This is a genomic window from Fodinibius roseus, from assembly GCF_900129315.1.
Lineage (GTDB): Bacteria > Bacteroidota > Rhodothermia > Balneolales > Balneolaceae > Fodinibius > Fodinibius roseus.
In genome coordinates this window covers 55,026-74,280 of the sequence record NZ_FQUS01000014.1, presented here as the reverse complement: position 1 = coordinate 74,280, position 19,255 = coordinate 55,026, and the positions used below count along the sequence as shown (strand labels likewise).

The 19,255-nt window shown below is 55.1% G+C and carries 11 protein-coding genes; 8 read left to right on the top strand and 3 right to left on the bottom strand.

Features of this window, described 5'->3' with window-relative positions; translation table 11 throughout:
- Nucleotides 1–22: 22 nt before the first annotated feature.
- On the bottom strand, nucleotides 23–1,084 hold the full coding sequence (locus BUB16_RS13355) for a phosphotriesterase family protein (protein ID WP_073065237.1): 1,062 nt from the start codon (nucleotides 1,082–1,084) through the stop codon (nucleotides 23–25).
- Nucleotides 1,085–1,093: 9 nt separating this feature from the next.
- Nucleotides 1,094–2,530, bottom strand: coding sequence for an NAD-dependent malic enzyme (locus tag BUB16_RS13350; RefSeq protein ID WP_073065233.1), 1,437 nt, complete (start codon nucleotides 2,528–2,530; stop codon nucleotides 1,094–1,096).
- A gap of 283 nt (nucleotides 2,531–2,813) precedes the next feature.
- Between BUB16_RS13350 and BUB16_RS13345 the strand changes: the two genes are divergently transcribed.
- The 7 genes from BUB16_RS13345 to BUB16_RS13315 all read left to right on the top strand — a co-directional run bounded on the left by BUB16_RS13345 (nucleotide 2,814) and on the right by BUB16_RS13315 (nucleotide 14,184).
- Nucleotides 2,814–4,019, top strand: a complete 1,206-nt coding sequence (locus BUB16_RS13345) for an NAD(P)-dependent oxidoreductase (RefSeq protein ID WP_073065230.1) — start codon at nucleotides 2,814–2,816, stop codon at nucleotides 4,017–4,019.
- 239 nt (nucleotides 4,020–4,258) lie between these two features.
- Nucleotides 4,259–5,476 carry an amidohydrolase/deacetylase family metallohydrolase gene (locus BUB16_RS13340; protein ID WP_073065412.1) on the top strand — a complete coding sequence of 406 codons (1,218 nt, stop codon included), beginning with the start codon at nucleotides 4,259–4,261 and terminating at the stop codon, nucleotides 5,474–5,476.
- A 37-nt stretch (nucleotides 5,477–5,513) separates the two neighbouring features.
- Entirely contained in the window at nucleotides 5,514–6,806 is a 1,293-nt protein-coding gene (locus BUB16_RS13335) for an amidohydrolase/deacetylase family metallohydrolase (protein ID WP_211483176.1), read from the top strand.
- Nucleotides 6,807–6,868: 62 nt separating this feature from the next.
- Complete coding sequence (locus BUB16_RS13330) at nucleotides 6,869–8,545, top strand: selenocysteine synthase (RefSeq protein ID WP_073065229.1); 1,677 nt, start codon at nucleotides 6,869–6,871, stop codon at nucleotides 8,543–8,545.
- 68 nt (nucleotides 8,546–8,613) lie between these two features.
- Nucleotides 8,614–10,347: an FAD-dependent oxidoreductase gene (locus BUB16_RS13325; RefSeq protein ID WP_073065405.1), complete on the top strand. Its 1,734-nt coding sequence runs from the start codon at nucleotides 8,614–8,616 to the stop codon at nucleotides 10,345–10,347.
- Nucleotides 10,348–10,571: 224 nt separating this feature from the next.
- Complete coding sequence (locus BUB16_RS13320) at nucleotides 10,572–12,299, top strand: FAD-dependent oxidoreductase (RefSeq protein ID WP_084088282.1); 1,728 nt, start codon at nucleotides 10,572–10,574, stop codon at nucleotides 12,297–12,299.
- Between the two features lie 142 nt (nucleotides 12,300–12,441).
- Entirely contained in the window at nucleotides 12,442–14,184 is a 1,743-nt protein-coding gene (locus tag BUB16_RS13315) for a carbon starvation CstA family protein (RefSeq protein WP_073065223.1), read from the top strand.
- 36 nt (nucleotides 14,185–14,220) lie between these two features.
- Here the strand turns inward: BUB16_RS13315 and BUB16_RS13310 are convergent, their stop codons facing one another.
- Nucleotides 14,221–15,222 (bottom strand): LacI family DNA-binding transcriptional regulator, encoded by a 1,002-nt coding sequence (locus tag BUB16_RS13310; protein WP_073065220.1) that lies wholly within the window; start codon nucleotides 15,220–15,222, stop codon nucleotides 14,221–14,223.
- Between the two features lie 492 nt (nucleotides 15,223–15,714).
- Here BUB16_RS13310 and BUB16_RS13305 point away from each other — a divergent pair, with 492 nt between their 5' ends.
- A complete protein-coding gene (locus BUB16_RS13305) occupies nucleotides 15,715–19,242 on the top strand; it encodes a CRTAC1 family protein (protein ID WP_084088281.1) in 3,528 nt (1,175 codons plus the stop codon).
- The last annotated feature ends 13 nt before the right edge of the window (nucleotides 19,243–19,255 follow it).

Sequence of the window (19,255 nt, the reverse complement as noted above, 5' to 3'; positions counted from 1 at the left end):
CCGGCGATAACCGCCAAAATGTTTATTGCGCGGTTCTCGTTCGAATACCGTAGGCTTCCCGTGGGTTTTGTACCAGCAGTTGATCAATATCACTGTTCGTAAATCCGTTTTTCCGGAGGGCGGGGAGAAGGTATTCAAAAATATCGGTGTACTCTCGAAAGTCACCCCCGTCATCTTCATCGGGATTATAATAACCGGCATCATGTGAGATCAGGACCCGGTCCAGCAAGCCGGACTCATCCAGCTCCGAAATGCGTTCGACAAACCATTTCATATTGTCGTCGTTATCACCATTATCGCCTTCCCGGGAGGGGACATAGCTAACATTATCGAGCGAGATCCAGCCGCCTTCCCGGGCAATTCTAATCTGGTTTTCAAGGGTCCCGGCCTGCGCGTGGGTCCACACCCAGGCGGAAGGAGACACCCCCATTTCCTTCAGTATTTCTACTTGAGCCAGGGCAGGCCTGTCTCCGGTGGTGTGCGATACTATGGTCAGCCCGGTTTGCAGATGGGTACGTGCAGCGGCCCGGACAATTTTTTGATGCAGGTCGGATAAGGGACCGTTACCGGCCACTGAGATTTTGATAAACCCCGGCTTCACGCCGCTATCCTCAATACCGTTTCGAAATTCATCAATCCAGCGGCCGGCAAGTTCCTCAGCACTTTCCTGCCGGGCATGCCGAGGCATGAATTTGTTATCCACGGCGCCGTAATAACCGGTATTGGTGAGTAACCGGACCCCTGATTGCTCAGAAAGCTCCTGAAGCAGCCAGGGATCGCGTCCCAGGTAAGCCGGTGTACAATCGAGTATGGTCTGCACCCCATGTCCCGCCGCTTCCCGGATAAATGGAAGCGCCCGCTCTACGACTTCGTCACGGTCCCACCGATGATAACCGGTACTGTCGGCTCCGATCCAGTCAACCAACACATGCTCGTGAATCAGGGTAGTGTCCATCTCCGAGGCGGAAATCTCGCCGGTGACCGTCATGATGGGATAGTCTTCTGCCTCTCCCTTTCCTTCATTACTTTGTTGACAGGCGGTGAAGCCGATAAGCGTCAGGATGCACAGAAGCGTTTTCATCATACCCCCTTTCTATAATTCATCGGCTCCTTCTACTTTTTTTCGCTTTGCGGCCCCGCTCTCATAAGCCGCCTCTTCGACGGCCCTGGCTACGTTGCGTACCACCTGTTTGTTAAATACGCTGGGGACAATATACTCTTCTCCCAGATCATTTTCATCAATGCAGTTGGCGATAGAATGGGCGGCAGCGAGTTTCATGGATTCATTGATATCCTTGGACCGGGCATCCAGGGCACCGCGGAACAATCCCGGGAATGCCAGTACATTGTTGATCTGGTTGGGATAATCGCTTCTTCCCGTAGCTATGATTCGGGCAATGGTATTTATTTCTTCCGGCCTGATCTCGGGCACGGGGTTGGCAAGCGCAAAAACGATCGGATCTTCCGCCATTTCCTCAATTGCTTTCCGGGGTACGATGCCGGGCCCGCTTACCCCGATGAGCAGATCGGCGCCCGTTGCCGCATCCATCAGTGAGCCGGAGCTATTCTCCGGGTTGGTGTTTTCGGCGATCCACTTTTTGCTGGCATTCCTGTCCGAAAGATCATTACGATTAATAATGCCATTTCGATCACAGCAGAGAATTTCCTCCGCTCCCGCTTCAAGCAGTATGCGGGTTATCGCCACGCCGGCCGCACCGGCGCCGACAATGACAATCCGGAGGTCGGAGAGGTTCTTGCCGACGACTTTCAAGGCATTGATCGTGGCGGCCAGCGTTACGACAGCCGTACCGTGCTGATCGTCGTGAAATACGGGAATATCCAGGATCTCTTTTAACTGCTTTTCAATCTCAAAACAGCGGGGGGCACTGATATCTTCGAGATTTATACCCCCGAAGCCGGGCGCCATCCATGTTACGGCGTTGACGATCTCATCGACCTCCTGGGTATCCAGGCATATAGGGTAGGCATCGACATCCGCAAATTCCTTGAAAAGCATCGCTTTTCCCTCCATAACGGGCATCGCGGCTTCCGGCCCGATATTACCGAGTCCCAATACCGCTGAACCGTCACTGACGACCGCCACGGAATTTTGCTTGATAGTGAGGGTATGGGCCTTGTCCTTTTCTTCGGCAATAGCCTCGCAGACACGTCCCACGCCCGGCGTATAGGCCATGGAGAGCGCATCACGGGTGTTAACCGGCACCTTGTTTTCGATGCGAATTTTTCCGCCGAGGTGGAGCAGAAATACCCGGTCGGATACATTGTGAACTTTAATTCCGTCAATTTTTTTGACCTCCTCTACGATAGCACGGGAATGTTTTTCGTCGCGGGCGCTTACCGTGAGGTCGCGTACCTTGTAGCGGCCTTCAACGCGAACGACGTCAACTGCGCCGGGGTCTCCTTTATGTTCTGCAATGACGTTAAGAACCTTAACCAGCATACCCGGCTTGTTTTCGATATACAGGCGCATGGTAAAGCTGTAGCTGACACTGGGCTGAATTTCACTCATAGGGACTCTTTTGTTGAATTTCCTGGTAGAAAAAGGCGACAAGATACAAAAAAATGAGAAGCTTTGTGAGGATTTCAACCGGCCGGTAACGCCGACATTGGTCAAAAGAGCGGTTTTGCAAAGGCTTCTCCTAAGTGACGGGGATATATTTATATAATGCAAGAAAAGAGGAAATAAAACAGCTAAAAAAAAGAATAAAAGTTTTGTTATGCTGTGATTTGTAAATATTTTGTATTTCTTCACATTATGAGAAGCTCAAAATTTATAAAGGTAAATTATATTTATGAAGGTATTTGTTGCTGATAAACTGCCACAGGAATCGATTGATGAGCTCGGAACGCTCGTTGAAAACGTTGAAAACAAACCGTCGATCACAGCGAGTGAGATGGATAGCGGTTTGGGAGAGGCCCAGGTACTGGTTGTCCGGTCAACGATTGTCAGTAAAGAATGCATCAATAATAGTCCCAACCTGGCTCTTATTGTCAGAGCGGGCGCCGGTGTAAATACCATTGATCTTGAGGCCGCAAGCAATGCGGGCATTTATGTGGCTAACTGTCCGGGAAAGAATTCCATCGCTGTTGCTGAATTGACGATGGGATTAATCATATCGCTCGACCGGCGTCTGGCGGACAACGTGATCGATTTTCGGGATGGTAAATGGAATAAAGCCACCTACGGTAAAGCGGACGGCCTGTTCGGAAAGACTATCGGCATTGTCGGACTGGGGGGTATTGGCCGGGAGGTGGTTAAAAGAGCTAAAGCATTTGGCATGCCGGTCATCGCGTGGTCGCGCTCATTGACGCCCGCCCGGGCAGAAGAAATGGATATTGCACATGCAGAAAGTGTGGAGCAAGTGGCATCCGAATGTGATATATTGAGTGTACACCTTGCCCTCAATCCGGAGACGGAGCAAATTATTTCCGGGGAGATCCTGTCCAAACTGCGCGACGGAGCCCTTTTTATCAATACGGCACGGGCAGGGGTGGTCGATGAAGATGCTCTTTTCGAGGAAGTCCGGTCGGGCCGGATACGGGCGGGATTAGACTTGCTGAGTGATGAGCCTGAAGTGAAACAGGGTCCCGTCGAGAGCCGGTTTCAGGAACTGGAGGGCGCCTATGTGAGTCATCACATCGGAGCAAGTACCCGGCAGGCCCAGTTGGCGGTAGCTTCGGATGCGGTTGACATTATACGCGGGTATATTAACGAAGGAAAAGTAAGAAACTGGCTGAACCGTTGCGAGCACACCGAGGCCCCCTGGAAACTTGTGGTGCGTCATTATGATAAACCGGGCGTTATTGCTAATGTTATGAACGAACTAAAAAAAGCGGACATCAATGCCCAGGAGCTTAAAAACGTCATATTTGACGGTAAAAAGACCGCATGTTGTACGATTCAGCTCGATACGGATCCCAGCCGGCAGGTATTGTCAAACATCCGTGAACGCCGGAATGAAGTGATCAGTGCTACCTTGATACCGGGAGAAAATTAAGGTCGGCTGGAAGAGGCTTTGACATTGAACCGGGGGCTGGGGATTCACAGGAGGCATGAAGTCAGAAGGAGATCCGCCGTACGGAAGATATGGTCAAACGGGATACGGGTTTTTAAAATTAATTTACAGCAACTTAAAACAGATAAGAGAAGGCAATGATTAAAAAAAATAGTTTGGCGTTCCGGCGGTGGAATACCCTGAAGCGGGCGTTCCGGGTATTGGTGATCGGGGGCTTGTTGATGCCTGTTGCTGTAGTGTATGCTCAGTCCTATGATATGCTGCTGGAGGGGGGACATCTTATTGATCCCAAAAACGGTATTAATGAACCGATGGATGTAGCTATCGCCGGGGACAGCATCGCCGAGGTTGCTCCCCAAATTTCCCCGGACAGCGCCGATCGCGTTGTGGATGTGAGCGGGTTGTATGTGACGCCCGGGATTATCGATATGCACACTCATGTGTTTCATGGCACCGACCCGGACGCCTATATAGCGGATGCCCATGTAAGTGTGGCACCGGATGGGTTTACCTTTCGGTCCGGAGTTACCACGGTCGTAGATGCCGGGTCCGCCGGGTGGAAAAACTTTCGCACCCTGAAAGCCCAAACTATCGACCGGGCGGAGACCCGCGTGCTGGCCTTTTTAAATATTGTGGGGGTCGGCATGGTGGGGCGGTATGAAGAACAGAATGTGGAGGATATGAACCCGGAGATGACCGCTTTGATGATCAATGAGCTTTTTCCCGATCTTCTCGTAGGCATTAAGTCCGCCCACTACTGGGGCGATTTTACCCAGGTGGAGCGGGCGGTCGAAGCGGGCAACAGGGCCGGGGTACCGGTGATGGTGGATTTCGGCGAGCATGATCCCCCGCTGTCCCTGGAGACCCTGCTTATGGACAAGCTCCGTCCGGGTGATATCTTCACCCATACCTATTCTTATACCCGGGGACGTGAGGCGGTGGTTGACGAGGAATTCAACGTTAAGCCTTATGTCCTCAAAGCCCAGGAGCGGGGCGTACTGTTTGATGTGGGACACGGCGGAGGAAGCCTGATCTGGCACCAGGTGATCCCGTCCATGCAGCAGCAGTTCTGGCCGGATGTGATTAGCAGCGATTTGCATACCTCAAGCATGAACGGGGGCATGAAAAACATGGCGAATCTGATGTCAAAGTTTTTAAATATGGAGATGCCGCTGCAAGAGGTTATACTGCGATCCACATGGAGTCCGGCGCAGGTGATCGGTCGCGAAGACCTGGGGCACCTGAGCACGGGCGCGGACGCCGATGTGGCGGTGTTCAGGCTGAAAGAAGGGGATTTCGGGTTTTTAGATGCCCGCGGCCGAACCATGCAGGGCAACCGGAAGCTGGAGGCCGAGCTAACCCTGCGCGAGGGACGGGTGGTCTGGGATCTGAACGGCCGCGCATCGCCCTCGTGGGAGGAGGAGCCGCGGAGGTATTAATTTTAAGGCGATGGATAGAAGTTAAAAAACAAGGCTTATGATGCACGCATGTTACCAAATGACAGGCACGAATACGGACCGGATCCCGTGGTATTTTCCTGGTATGATGTTGGCGGCCCTGGCCTTGGTCCTGGTTCTGGGATCGGCCTGTGCTCTCGCTCAGCCGTACGACCTGCTGCTCAAGGGGGGACAGGTAATAGACCCCAAAAATGATATCAACGAACCGATGGACCTTGCCGTCACGGGCGATCGCATTGCCCGGGTCGCCGACGATATTCCGGCCTCGGAGGCTGCGACCGTCATTGATGTCAGCGGACTTTATGTAGCGCCGGGATTAATTGATCCTCATGCCCACGTGTTTTTCGGCAGCGACCCTGAGGGGAGCTTTGCGGGCGGGACGGGCAGCGTCTCTCCCGATGCGTTCTCCTTCCGGTCGGGAGTGACCACGGTGGTCGATGCCGGGGATGCCGGATGGCGCAATTTTCCGGAGTTTAAACGGCGGGTGATCGACCAGTCCGACACGCGCGTACTGGCTTTCCTCAATATTTTCGGCGACGGGCTGACCTCCGGTTCCGGCCGTTATGAGATGGATGATATTGACGCTGAGAAGGCCCGGGCGATGATCGAGTCGCATCCCGACCTTATCGTAGGCATGCGGGTGGGACACTTTCTCGGGGAGAGCTGGCGGCCGTTTGAGTCCGCCGTGCAAGCCGCCCGCCGCACCGGTCGTCCCCTGCTGCTGGAGTGTCACCTGCCCGAGTTGCCGCTGTCCGGGCTGCTGGAGCGGATGCGGCCGGGTGATATCGTTACCCACGCCTTCGGCGAGGTGAGCGACCGGGCGGCGATCCTGGATGAGAACGGGCAGCTGCGGCCGTACGTCAGGGAGGCCCGGGCGAAGGGCATTCTGTTTGATGTGGGTCCCGGCGGCGGAAGTTTTCATTTTAGCCAGGCGATCCCCGCCCTGCGTCAGGGCCTGCGGCCCGATACGTTTGGCACGGACCTGCACCGCTACAGCATGAATGGTCCGATGAAAAATATGCTGAATATTTTGTCAACCTATCTGAATTTGGGTATGAGCCTGGAGGAAGTGATTGCAGGGGGCACCTGGAGGGCGGCCCTGGCACTTCAGCGCAGTGACCTTGGAGATCTGGAGGAGGGGTCGGTAGCGGATATTGTTGTCCTGGACCGACAAACGGGAGACTACGGTTTTGTGGATTCCGGGGGAATGAGGATCGAAGGTGATGAAAAACTGGAAGCCGCCCTGACCATTCGCGCGGGCCGTATAGTATGGGACCAAAACGGGCTGTCTGCCACCGCGTGGGAAGAATAACAGAATGACCATACTCAAGTTACATTATCTATCATAAAAAGTTCAACTAAGATGTTAACGTTATGCCAAGTAGAAAAGAAGTCTTAAAGATGTTGTCGGCCCTCCCGCTGGGAGCCGCCGCTGGAAGCCATATCGCCAACGCTGCCAATCGCAAGCGTGACGGTGCGATCCTTTCGGAAAACGGAAAGGCCAACCGGGTGATGGGCGATGAAGCGTTTCGGAATATCGGGGTGGAGCCGGTTATTAACTGTAGGGGGACTTTCACCATTATCGGGGGATCGCTGGAGCGTCCCCAGGTGCGGCAGGCGATGGAGGCCGCCTCACAAAGTTATGTACAATACGATGAGCTGGCCGAAGGCATAGGCCGGCGGCTGGCGGAGCTGACGGGCGCTGAGTGGGGCATGGTTTCGGCCGGTTGTGCCGCTGCCATGAAGCATGCTACGGCGGCCTGCGTGACGGGTGGAAATCCTGAGAAACTGATCCGAATCCCTGATCTTACGGGATTTGAGAAGACCGAGGTCATTATCCCTCACAACTCTCGAAACGCCTATGATCATGCGGTGCGGAATATCGGGGTGGATGTGATTACTGTGGAGACCGAGAAAGAGTTTAAGCTGGCCCTGAGCTCCCGGACAGCCATGATTTATCTGCTGGCGGGACGCACGGGTCCCCTGGGACTCAAGAACGTGGCAAAAATGGCCGGGGAGTATGATGTGCCGGTACTGGTGGATGCCGCTGCCGAAGATCTTACGATCCCCAATGCCCACCTGCGTGACGGGGCCACCATGGTCTGTTATAGCGGGGGCAAAGCGCTTCGGGGTCCCCAGTGCGCCGGGCTTTTGCTGGGACCCAAGCATCTGATGCAGGCGGCCTGGCAGGCGAGCTCGCCGCACCACGGACCGGGACGCGATAATAAAGTCGGCCGGGAGGAGATGATGGGTATGCTGGCAGCTGTTGAAGCCTGGGTCAAGATTGATCACGAGGCTGAATGGGAGACCTGGCTTTCGTGGCTGGATACCATTGACCAGCGGGTTTCCGGCATTGACGGCATTGATACGGTCGTAGAAGAACCGTCCCTTCCCGGGATGTCCCACCCGGGCGCGCTGGCGCCGATCTCGAATCACAGTCCCCGCCTGGAAATTCACTGGGACCCGGACCGGCTGCATGTGACCGGCCCTGAGCTGGCTGAACAGATGGCACGGACGAAGCCCCGGATTGTGGTGGGCAGCGGGACTGACGATGAGGCGGGGACGAGCTATATTACCATAACGGCATGGATGATGCAGCCGGACGATGCGGAGGTTGTAGCCGGTCGTATCCATGAGCTGTTGTCGAAAAAACGCTCTCCGCGGTCCGGCGATATGCAGGCTCCGGCCGCCCGGCTGACGGGACGCTGGAAAGTTGACATGCAGTATTATGCCGGCCGGAGCGAGCATGTTTTCTTCATTGAAGACCAGGATAAGAACTGGGTGGAGGGGGCGCACCAGGGCGACTTTACCGTCCGTGATATCGGAGGGACCGTAGAAGGGACGACCGTTAAACTATTGAGTACGGAGCGATTGCCCGGTGACCGGGTTACGAATATTTTTACCGGGACGCTTTCGGGGGACGGAAACAGCATTTCGGGGAAGGTCTTCCTGGGTGAATACCTGACGGCTTCATTCGAAGCCACCCGCCAGCCCAAATCGGGAGACCGGGAGCCGATAAGCGTTCCCGAAGGTCCACCTCTGGCAACCTAACCTGATAAGAATAGCAGATTTCCTAAATGTAGTTCGAAAAATCCAATAGAAACAGGTTTTCTTCTATGATGGACCGCAAAGATTTTCTGCAATTGGTAACGGCAGCGGGCACGGCCGCGGCTTCCGGGCTGGGGATGATGGGGCCGGCCGGGAAAGGGCAGGGCGGGGCCGATGCAGCGGCGGCCGGCCAGGCGATGCGGGCCGATATGGTCATCGCCGGCGGGGGACTGGGGGGCGTGGCGGCGGCCCTGGCGGGCCTGCGCAACGGGCTGTCGGTCATACTGACCGAGCCGACCGACTGGATCGGGGGACAACTGACCCAGCAGGGAGTGCCGCCGGATGAGCACCAGTGGATCGAAACGCACGGGGCCCCGCGCAGCTACCGCCGTCTGCGCACCGGCATCCGCCGCTATTACCGCCGGCATTATCCGCTGACCGCGGAGGCGGCGGACCGGGAGCACCTGAATCCCGGTGACGGGGCTGTCTCCCGGCTCTGCCATGAGCCGCGGGTGGCCCTGGCGGTGCTGCGCCGGATGCTCGCTCCCTACCGGAGCAACGGGCAGCTGAGGCTGCTGCTGGAGCACCGCGCGACCGGGGCCGACGTGGAGGGAGACCGCGTGCGGGGCCTGCAGGTCCTTGACGGGCGGAGCGGGATCTGCCGCGTGCTTGAGGCGCCCTATTTTCTGGATGCCACCGAGCTGGGGGATCTGCTGCCACTGACCGGCACCGAGTATGTGACGGGCGCCGAATCGCGGGCAGAGACCGGGGAGCTGCACGCCCCGGAGCAGGCCAGCGCGGCCAACCAGCAGGCGTTCACCTACTGCTTTGCCATGGACTACGTGCCGGGGGAAGACCATATCATTGCTAAACCGGATCGTTATGACTTCTGGAGGCGGCATGTTCCTGATGTCAGTCCCCCGTGGCCGGAAAAACTGCTGGACCTGACCTACCCGAATCCTTCGACCCTCCAGCCCCGGGAGCTGGGCTTCCATCCCGGGGGCGCCGCGACAGGACAGAAGCTGAACCTGTGGAACTACCGGCGGATCATCAACCCGGATAATTTTGTCCCCGGCACCTACCGCGGGGGGATGACGGTCGTAAACTGGCCCCAGAATGATTATATGCTCGGGAACCTGATCGACGTGCCCGAAGAAGTGTTTAACCGGCATATCCGCCAGTCCAAACAGCTGAGCCTGTCGCTGTTGTACTGGCTGCAAACCGAAGTCCCCCGCCCCGATGGCGGCCGGGGCTGGCCTGGGCTGCGGCTGCGTGCGGATGTGATGGGTACCGGCGACGGGCTGGCCAAATACCCGTACGTGCGCGAGTCGCGGCGCATTAAGGCTGAATTTACCGTGTTGGAGGAGCATGTGGGCAAAGAGCAGCGGGCGATGGTTACGGGACAGGACCAGTCAGAGGTTACAGCTGCTGACTTTTATGACAGCGTGGGGGTTGGCTATTACCACATCGACCTGCATCCCAGCAGCGGGGGCGATAACTATATCGATTTTTCCTCGCTTCCCTTTCAGATTCCGCTGGGAGCGCTGTTGCCCAGGCGGATGAAGAACCTGCTGCCGGCGGCCAAAAATATCGGCACCACTCATATCACCAACGGCTGCTACCGGCTTCACCCCGTCGAATGGAGCATCGGGGAGGCGGCCGGACTGCTGGCCCGCTTTGCCCTGGACCGGGAGGTGCCCCCGCGGGCCGTCCGCGAAGAGCGGACGCTGCTGGAGGAATTCCAGCAGTTCGTGCGCTCGGAAGGCATCGAGACGCGCTGGCCGGAGCAGGGAAAGGAGGGGTGATCCGAATCGCAGGGATACAAATATTCAATCGCTAACCGCCGTATGGCATAATCATGCGAACGATTAAACCCGGATTTTTCACCAAAAAACATACCCGTGAAGCCAGCCTCTTTTTTTTGGAAGAAGGAAAGGATGCACAACGGCTCAACAGGTAGTGCTGCAGGTATGTCCATTGCCACGAATGAATCCACATGAACCGGAAACCAATACGTATGACATCCATAATGCAACGCTATATTATCCTTATCATGGTCTCCCTCTTAATTGCGGTAGCCGCCGGCTGCGGGCAGGAAGCGCCCGAAGGCCCGGAGGCCCCTGCTGCCTATGACATTGTCATCTACGGGGGCACCTCGGCGGGGATAGCGGCGGCTATCCAAAGCTCGCGGATGGACAAGTCGGTGGCGCTGATCGAGCCGACCGGCCGCATCGGGGGACTGACGACCGGGGGGCTGGGGGCCACGGATATCGGCAACAAGTTTGCTATCGGGGGCATCGCCCGCGAATTTTACGAAAACATCCACCGCTACTACGAGGGTCCCACCCACTGGCACGGGCAGAGCCGGGAGGAGTACCTGGGCGACCAGCAGGGGCGCACGGCCGAGGGAGAGGAGGCGATGTGGACCTTTGAGCCCTCCGCCGCCCTCCAGGTGTATGAGGATATGATGGCAGCTGAAGATATTGACCTGTTCCCAGAAGAACGCCTGAAGCGGGAAGGAGGTGTAGAAAAGCGGGAGGCCACCATTACCCGGATTACCATGGAAAGCGGGCGCACCTTTGAGGGGGAGGTGTTCCTGGACGCCACCTACGAGGGCGACCTGATGGCCGCGGCGGGAGTCTCCTACGAAGTGGGCCGGGAGTCCTCGGATACCTACGGGGAATCCCTCAACGGGGTGCAGCTGTACCCGGATGGGCTGCCCGGGGATATTGACTCGGTCAAGGTGGACTACTTCAGCCGGATCCCGCGCAACCGCCACCAGTTTCCCGATGGCGTGGACCCGTATGTAGAAAAAGGAAATCCCGACAGCGGGCTGCTGTGGGGGATCAGCCACGACACGCTGGCCCCGAACGGGAGCGGCGACGGGAAAGTGCAGGCCTACAATTTTCGTCTTACCCTGACCGATGATCCCGCCAACCGCATCCCCATAACCCGTCCGGCCGGCTACGACTCCACCCGCTACGAGCTGCTGGTGCGCCTGTTCCAGGCCCAGCCGGAGCTGCGGGAGATCAACGACTATTTTATCTGGACCCGGATGCCCAACCGCAAGACCGATGTCAACAACCGCGGGGGCTTTTCCACCGACATGATCGGGATGAACCACGATTACCCGGAGGCCGGCTATGAGCAGCGCCGGGCGATCACCCGGGCCCATGAGCGCTATACCAAGGGCCTGCTGTATTTCTACCAAACCGACCCGCGGGTGCCGAAGGAGCTGCAGGCGTTTATTTCGGAGTGGGGATACCCGAAAGACGAGTTTGAGGAAAACGGCCACTTCACCCCGCAGCTGTACGTGCGCGAGGCCCGCCGGATGGTGGGCGCCTACGTGATGACCCAGCAGAACGTGACCGGCCGTCGGGTGGTGCCCGACAGCATCGGCATGGCCGCCTATGGGATGGACTCCCACCATATTCAGCGGCTGGTCACCGGCGGGATGGTCAAAAACGAAGGGGATATCCAGGTGCACGGATTTCCACCGTATCCCATATCCTACCGTTCGATGACGCCCCGGGCCGGGGAGGCGACCAACCTGCTGGTGCCGGTGGCGCTCTCGGCCTCCCACATTGCTTTCGGGTCGATCCGCATGGAACCGGTGTTTATGGTATTGGGACAGTCCGCTGCTACGGCCGCGGCCCTCGCTGTTGAAGAGGAGGTCGGGGTGCAGCAGGTGGACTACCCCAGGCTCCGCGAGCAGCTGCAAAAGGACGGGCAGGTTTTGGGCTATGATGATAATTAATCCAGGTATCCAGTGAAACAGCCGGCAGGGGATAGGGGTCGTTTGTCGTCGTTATTATATCTGTTAAAGCAGGCTTTAGAAAAAGGAACGGATCTGCTATTATCCGGTAACGTTAACATTAATTATATCACAGAGAACGATTATGAATGCCATCTGGCTGGCCGCATCTGCGTTAGTGATTTTTGCCCTGGGGTATCGCTACTACTCGAAATTTATCGCCGAGAAGATCTACCGGCTTGATCCGGATTTTCAGACCCCGGCCCACGCACAGGAGGACGGAGTGGACTATGTGCCTACCAACAAATGGATTGTGCTGGGCCACCACTTCACTTCCGTGGCCGGGGCCGCCCCGATTGTGGGTCCGGCCATCGCCATTTACTGGGGATGGCTGCCGGCCATCCTGTGGGTGGCTCTGGGAACGGTCTTTGCCGCCGGGGTCCACGATTTCGGGACGCTGGTGCTCTCGCTGCGCCACAAGGGCCGTTCGATCGGTACCCTGGCCGACCAGCTGATCGGCCGGCGCGGGCGGATTCTGTTTCTGTTTATCATCCTGATTCTGGTACTGATGGTCAATGCCGTATTTGCCTGGGTAATCTCAAACCTGTTTATCTCCTTCCCGGCCAGCGTGCTTTCAGTGTTCATCCAGATCCCCCTGGCGGTTTGGATCGGCTATTACACCTACCGTCGCCAGGGCGGGATGCTTATTCCCACCCTGCTGGTGCTGGCGGTAATGTACGGGACCGCCGTGGCGGCCTCCTACCTGCCGGTCCTGCAAATTGACCTGGTGCGCTATTTCGGCGGGGAGGGGGGCACCGTGGTTTTTGGGCTGAGCGGGACCTCGATGGCCTTTCTGACTTGGATCGTCGTGCTGATGAGCTACGTGTATATCGCCTCGGTGCTGCCGGTCTGGAAACTGCTGCAGCCGCGCGATTTTATCAACGCCCAGCAGCTGGTGCTTGGACTGGTGATTCTCTACGGTGGACTCCTTGCGCTGGCCCCGGAAGTGACGGCCCCGGCCCATAACCCGGCAGCGACGGACGTGAGCTGGTTCCCGCTGCTGTTTATTACCATTGCCTGCGGGGCGGTTTCGGGCTTTCACGGGCTGGTGGCCTCCGGGACCACCTCCAAGCAGATCGACGCCGAACCGGACGCCCGGTTTGTGGGCTACCTCGGGGCGGTCGGCGAAGGCGCGCTGGCCATTATCACCATCCTTGCAGTGGGTACCTATTTCGGTTCCGGCGGAGCGTTTGCGGAAACCTATTCCTCCTTTTCGGCGGCCGGAGCCAACGGACTGGGAGCCTTTATAGAGGGGGCCGGCCAGCTTGCCACGGGATTGTGGATCCCGGCCGAGGCGGCCCGCACGATTATTGCTGTGATTGTGGTCAGCTTCGCTGCCACCACTCTGGACTCCTCGGTGCGGCTGATGCGCTATATCATCGGGGAACTCGGGGAGATCTACAGGGTGCGGCCGCTGACCAATATCCATGTGGCCACCTCCATTGCGGTGCTTTCCAGCGCGGCGCTGGTGCTGGGCCCGGAAGGTCCGCGGGGACTCGGGTCCGGGGGGTACCTGCTGTGGCCGCTGTTCGGGACCTCAAACCAGCTGCTGGCGGGTATCAGCCTGCTGCTGGTCACGATTTGGCTGCGGCGGCAGGGCCGGCCGATCCTCTATACGCTGGTGCCGATGGTGTTTCTGCTGGCGATGACGCTGTGGGCGATGACCGAACAGGTGCTCCTGGAGTGGTCGGGCTACAGGTCGGGGGAAGCCAATATGCTGCTGTTTTTCCTGGGAGCCGTCATCCTGGGCTTTACCCTCTGGATCCTGGTGGAGTCGGTAAGCCTGCTGGGAAAGAGCAAAAAACAGGCTCACGGGACCAGGGAATAGCTAATCGAATGCTATTTCGGGTATGGTGACGCCGCCTCACGACGATTCACGTATATTCAAATGTACGGGGACCAAACTGAGCACGCCCTCTTGCTGATCCGGGTTATCAAGCAAGTCTTTCATTTTTTCAACCGTTACAAGTCCCAGTTTTTCGTAATCAGTGTGAATAGATGAAATAGTGGGACGATGACGACGGCAGATGGGTAAATCATCAAAACTCACCAGGGCAAGTTGGTCCGGTACGCGGTACCCTTCGGCGAGTGCCTCCTCCAGGAATGCATGTCCCATATTATCATTGCTTGCAAAAATGGCGCGCGGCTTTTGTTCTTCTTCTTCGAATTTTTTAAAAGCCTCAACACCGGATTGAAAATTAAAGTCTCCATCATAGCACCATGACAGTTCCATTTCATTATCCTGGGTAATATAGTCTCTAAAACCGTTGAACCTGTAGCGGGCTTCGGTCTTTTGGAGGGGACCCCTGATGATGCCACATTTTATATAGCCTCTTTTTTTAAAATGCTCGCCGGCCAGAAAACCGCCGCTGTATCCATCAAAAGTGACGGTTGAGACAACCGGACTTTCAATAAGCCCATTGGAGATGATGGGAAATTGATCGGGTAATTCTTCCTTGATTTGCCGGTAATGATTTTTATTAAATTCAGGCGCAAAAAGAACTAATCCCTCGAACCGGTCATCCACCAGCCGATGAATAGTTTCGAGAATTTCTTCAAAAGGTTTGTCCAGAAAAACGAAGGACAGCTGGGCATTGTATTTTGCCGCGGCGGTATTCATCCCGTAAAAAAGGGAAGAGTAAAATGCTCCCCGGTGAAAACCTGTTACAATGAAGAGTATTTTTAAGGTATCAACAATCTTTTTTCCGTCAAGGTTTTGATAAATAGGGTATTCAAGTTTTTTTGCGACCCGGTAAATCTTGCGGCGTGCCTGTTTTCCTATTTTATCCGATCCGTTTAGAACTCTGGATACCGTGGAGATTGAGTATCCGGTTTCCTCAGCAATGTTTTTTAGAGTAACTTTCACAATATTGAAGGTTCAATGTTACGGATTATTGCTATTATTTGTATGTAATAAGCATTTCATTTTTATTTTTTTCAAATATTTTTCATAATTAAATAAAATAATTGCACTTTTTTGCATTATTTGATCGGATTAAATTCGTTTGCTTTTGATATTATTGGTATTTTAGCCACTATGTCTCACAGAGGGCTTTGAAGAACCATAAACTTTGGTCAATATCAAAGCCTGAGTGCATCCAAACCACCCCACATCAGGTGTATGTGAGGATATTTGAATGCACGGAAATGCAGAGACTGGCCATAAGCACAGTTTTACAAAGGCCTCTCACAAGGATTTGTTGTGCATTGTTGTGGCCTTTTGATTCGGATAAATTTATATCTTTTTTTGAGGCCAAAAAATTATAACAGTGGTAACATACTGAGAAATGCGGGTTAGTCCCGATTGAGAAATGGACATGATCTGTATTGCTTTCAGCCCTGCAACAACGGGCAAAGGATGAGTGAGATAAATGAGGTAAAGTTGGTATTCAATTTTCGAACAATGGTTACGGACTGCAAAACAGAGCGGATAAGTGCCTGGCTGCTCCGGGTAACAGGTGTGATCTTAATAGCGATTATTTATTCGTGCACCCCGGAACCGTCTAAGTCTGATATTGAAACAGATTCTGAGAAATACCGGGAAGCGGTAGCGGATTTCTACACCAGCATAGCTGCTATACAATCAAACCAGGCGCTGTTTGCCGTAGACAAGATGCAGGAGGTATCCGAACGGTATCCGGAAGAACCGGCTGTATGGGGCAACCTGAGTGTTTTTGCCATGCGCCAGGGTAATTTTGAATTAGCAACTACCCGAATACAGAAGGCGATCGATCTTGCGCCGGATCATGCGGAGATTCAGTTTTTAGCTGGAATATTAGAAAGTCGCAAAGGAAATATTCAACGTGCGCTGGAGCACCTGAAAAAAGCCGCTGAAACGGATTCATCCGATCTTCGCGTCCAGTTTGCCCTTGTTGATGAATTGGAGCGCCAGGATCCTGATGGCAATGCCAAAGAGATTAGAGAGCGGCTTGATCAAATATTGGCGAAAGATCCCGGCAATCTCGCCCTGCTTTTAGAGGTGGTGCGTACCTCTGCGAAATGGAACGATCAAAGGGCGGTGGAAGAAGCCCTGGAACGCCTCGGAGAGCAATCCCGGGACTGGCCGGATCAGGTACGAAAGCAGTTCCGGGAGCAGAAAGCCGCTATACTTGATAAAGAGGGGGATGAAAACATTACTTTTGAGCTGGCTTTCCTGAGAAATAACCTCAATCAACTTCCCGGGTACCAGCGCGATTTAGATAAGGTTCAGCTTCCGGCCAATCAGGTCGGCTTTTTGATCGATCGTTTTTTATGGTTGCCCAACCCGACCCACCAGGCTGCTCCCCGGGATGAGCAGTTGTCTTTCAGTGCAGAAGACAGATCGTCCGGGAAAGTCTCCAATTTATTTAAGCCGGTCGGCTTTGCTGATGAGAAGACGGCGAGCACGATTATGGCTAATCCCGGTAAGGCCGTGGTCAACGATTCGATCAGTCTGGTCTTCCCGGGAAGACAAAATGCAGAACCATCGTCTCCTCATGGGGTGACCACCGTCGACTACAATTATGACTTCCTTAACGACCTGGCGTTGGCCGGCACTGCGGGATTACGGTTCTATGAACTGCAGCATGATTCTACGTTTACGGATGTCACGGATGAGCTGAATCTGTCTGACGAAGTGCTTAATGAAAGTTATTACGGGGTGTGGACGAGCGATATTGATCTGGACGGGGACCTGGATCTGGTGCTGGCTCCGCATGAAGGGTCCGTACAGGTGCTTAGAAATAATGGAGACAACAGTTTTGAAGTGCGATCTTATTTTGACGAGACGGAAAATGTGCGGAACTTCCTGTGGGCTGATTTTGACCAGGATGGTGATCCCGATGCGGTACTGCTGACAGAAGAAGGTGCCATCCATTACTACCGCAATGAGCGGTCTGGTGAATTTCAGCGGGATGACCGCTTGCGGATGGATCAGCCGGTCTACGCTGTTGATTATGGTGATCTGAACGGGGATGGGTATTTCGAGCTGGTAGGCTGGCAAGAGGGGCAGATTAGCAGTACCAGCTTTGCCGATTCTACCGGCGGATGGCAACACCGCCGGCTGCTGGCACTGACCGATACGATACGATCGGAGGATTTGAATGCACAGCTTTATATAGCGGATCTGGATAATAACGGGGCCCTGGACGTAATGATCTCCGGCGGTGATACGACCTCCTATTGGTTGTCGGATGAACATATGAATATAGCCGGCAGTGCACGTCGTACGGAGCATATTCAACTTCACGGGATAGCTGATATGGACGGTGATGCCCGGCTGGATATGTTTGGCGTGAACAGCGAAGGGATCCCGGTTGTTTTGGGTAACAGCGGATCGAAAGGATACCATGCGCGTGTCTTACGCCCCCGCGCATCGGGAGAGTTGGGAGATCAGCGTATCAATTCTTTTGGCATCGGCGGTGAAATCGAAAGCCGGTCGGGCCTGCAATATAGTAAACAGGCGATCCGGGATCCCTGGGTTCACCTGGGGTTGGGTACGTACGAGGAGGCGGCTATGGTCCGCATTACGTGGCCAAACGGCTCAACGCAGGCCGAGTTCGCAGAGCTGGGTTACGAGTCGAAAATTATGAATGAGCAAATCCTAAAGGGATCGTGTCCCTGGATTTTCGCCTACAACGGAGAAGAAATGGAATTTGTGACTGACTTTTTATGGCGCACGGCATTGGGACTTCGCATCAATGCCCAGGGAAAGGCAAATGTGATTCATAGTGTCGACTGGGTAAAACTGGATGGCGACCAGTTGTTGCCCCGCAATGGCTATTACGACGTCAGAATTACAGCCGACCTGTGGGAGACACACTTTTTTGATCATGTCTCGCTGATGGCCGTCGATCATCCCGAAGATATCGAGGTATTTGTTGACGAGCGCTTCGCACTGCCGGCACCCGAGCAGGAATTATATGCCATGAGCCGGGTGCGCCCGGTCAGGTCAGCCAAGGACTTCCGCAGAAATGAGGTAACCGGTGCTGTCAGAGAACAGGACGGGGAGTATGTTGATGCTCTGCCCCTGACGGCTTACCAGGGACTTGCCGGGGAACACTATATTGAAGTGGAACTGGACAGCGGGTTTTCGGAACCGGGTACCGAGTGGCTGATCGCTTCCGGCTGGATTTATCCCACGGACAGTTCTGTCAATATTGCGATCAGCCAGAGTGACAAGACGCCCCCCCACGGTATCCGCGTGGAAGTGCCTGACGGTGCGGGTGGATGGAAGGTGGCTCGTGAGAATATAGGTTTTCCCGCCGGCAAAAATAAAACCATGGTGATCAACCTGGAGGGAATATTTGAACCGAATACCGAACGGAAAGTTCGTCTTTATACCAATATGGAAATTTACTGGGATCAGCTCCAGCACGGACTGCAGGCATCGGGTATGAACCTTGAAACCACGGAGCTGGCTGCTGAAACCTCGGAACTGCGGCATCGCGGATTTTCGAGACTGGTGAACAAAGAGCGGTTTAAGCCGACCCGTGGCGATTATCAGCAGGTTACCGGGACGACCCCTAAATGGCGTGACCTTACCGGCTATTATACTCGATTCGGGGATGTCCGGGAGCTGACGAACGAGTTTGACGACCGGTATGTTATTATGAATGCGGGAGATGAGCTCGTATTTCGCTTTCCTGCGCTTGAACCGCCCGGGGAAGGATGGGAACGCGACTTTGTACTCGTGGGCGATGGCTGGGTGAAAGACGGGGATTATAATACCGGGCATTCCAAGACGGTCCTTCCGCTGCCTTACCACGGGATGGAGGACTATTCCCGGGACCCGGGTTTCCTGTGGGAAGATCCCGTATATAAGAAGCATAAGCAGGATTGGGCGGAGTATCACACGCGGTATGTAACAGCCGAAAATTTTAACACGGCGCTGCAGTTTACAAAATGAAGAATATTTGTAA

What these genes read in the sequence shown, in the direction of transcription:
- BUB16_RS13320 (WP_084088282.1), top strand. Translation starts at nt 10,572, where the DNA reads ATGCAACGCTATATTATCCTTATCATGGTCTCCCTCTTAATTGCGGTA.
- BUB16_RS13335 (WP_211483176.1), top strand. Translation starts at nt 5,514, where the DNA reads ATGATGCACGCATGTTACCAAATGACAGGCACGAATACGGACCGGATC.
- BUB16_RS13355 (WP_073065237.1), bottom strand. Translation starts at nt 1,084, where the DNA reads ATGATGAAAACGCTTCTGTGCATCCTGACGCTTATCGGCTTCACCGCC.
- BUB16_RS13315 (WP_073065223.1), top strand. Translation starts at nt 12,442, where the DNA reads ATGAATGCCATCTGGCTGGCCGCATCTGCGTTAGTGATTTTTGCCCTG.
- BUB16_RS13350 (WP_073065233.1), bottom strand. Translation starts at nt 2,530, where the DNA reads ATGAGTGAAATTCAGCCCAGTGTCAGCTACAGCTTTACCATGCGCCTG.
- BUB16_RS13340 (WP_073065412.1), top strand. Translation starts at nt 4,259, where the DNA reads ATGCCTGTTGCTGTAGTGTATGCTCAGTCCTATGATATGCTGCTGGAG.
- BUB16_RS13305 (WP_084088281.1), top strand. Translation starts at nt 15,715, where the DNA reads ATGAGTGAGATAAATGAGGTAAAGTTGGTATTCAATTTTCGAACAATG.
- BUB16_RS13325 (WP_073065405.1), top strand. Translation starts at nt 8,614, where the DNA reads ATGGACCGCAAAGATTTTCTGCAATTGGTAACGGCAGCGGGCACGGCC.
- BUB16_RS13345 (WP_073065230.1), top strand. Translation starts at nt 2,814, where the DNA reads ATGAAGGTATTTGTTGCTGATAAACTGCCACAGGAATCGATTGATGAG.
- BUB16_RS13330 (WP_073065229.1), top strand. Translation starts at nt 6,869, where the DNA reads ATGCCAAGTAGAAAAGAAGTCTTAAAGATGTTGTCGGCCCTCCCGCTG.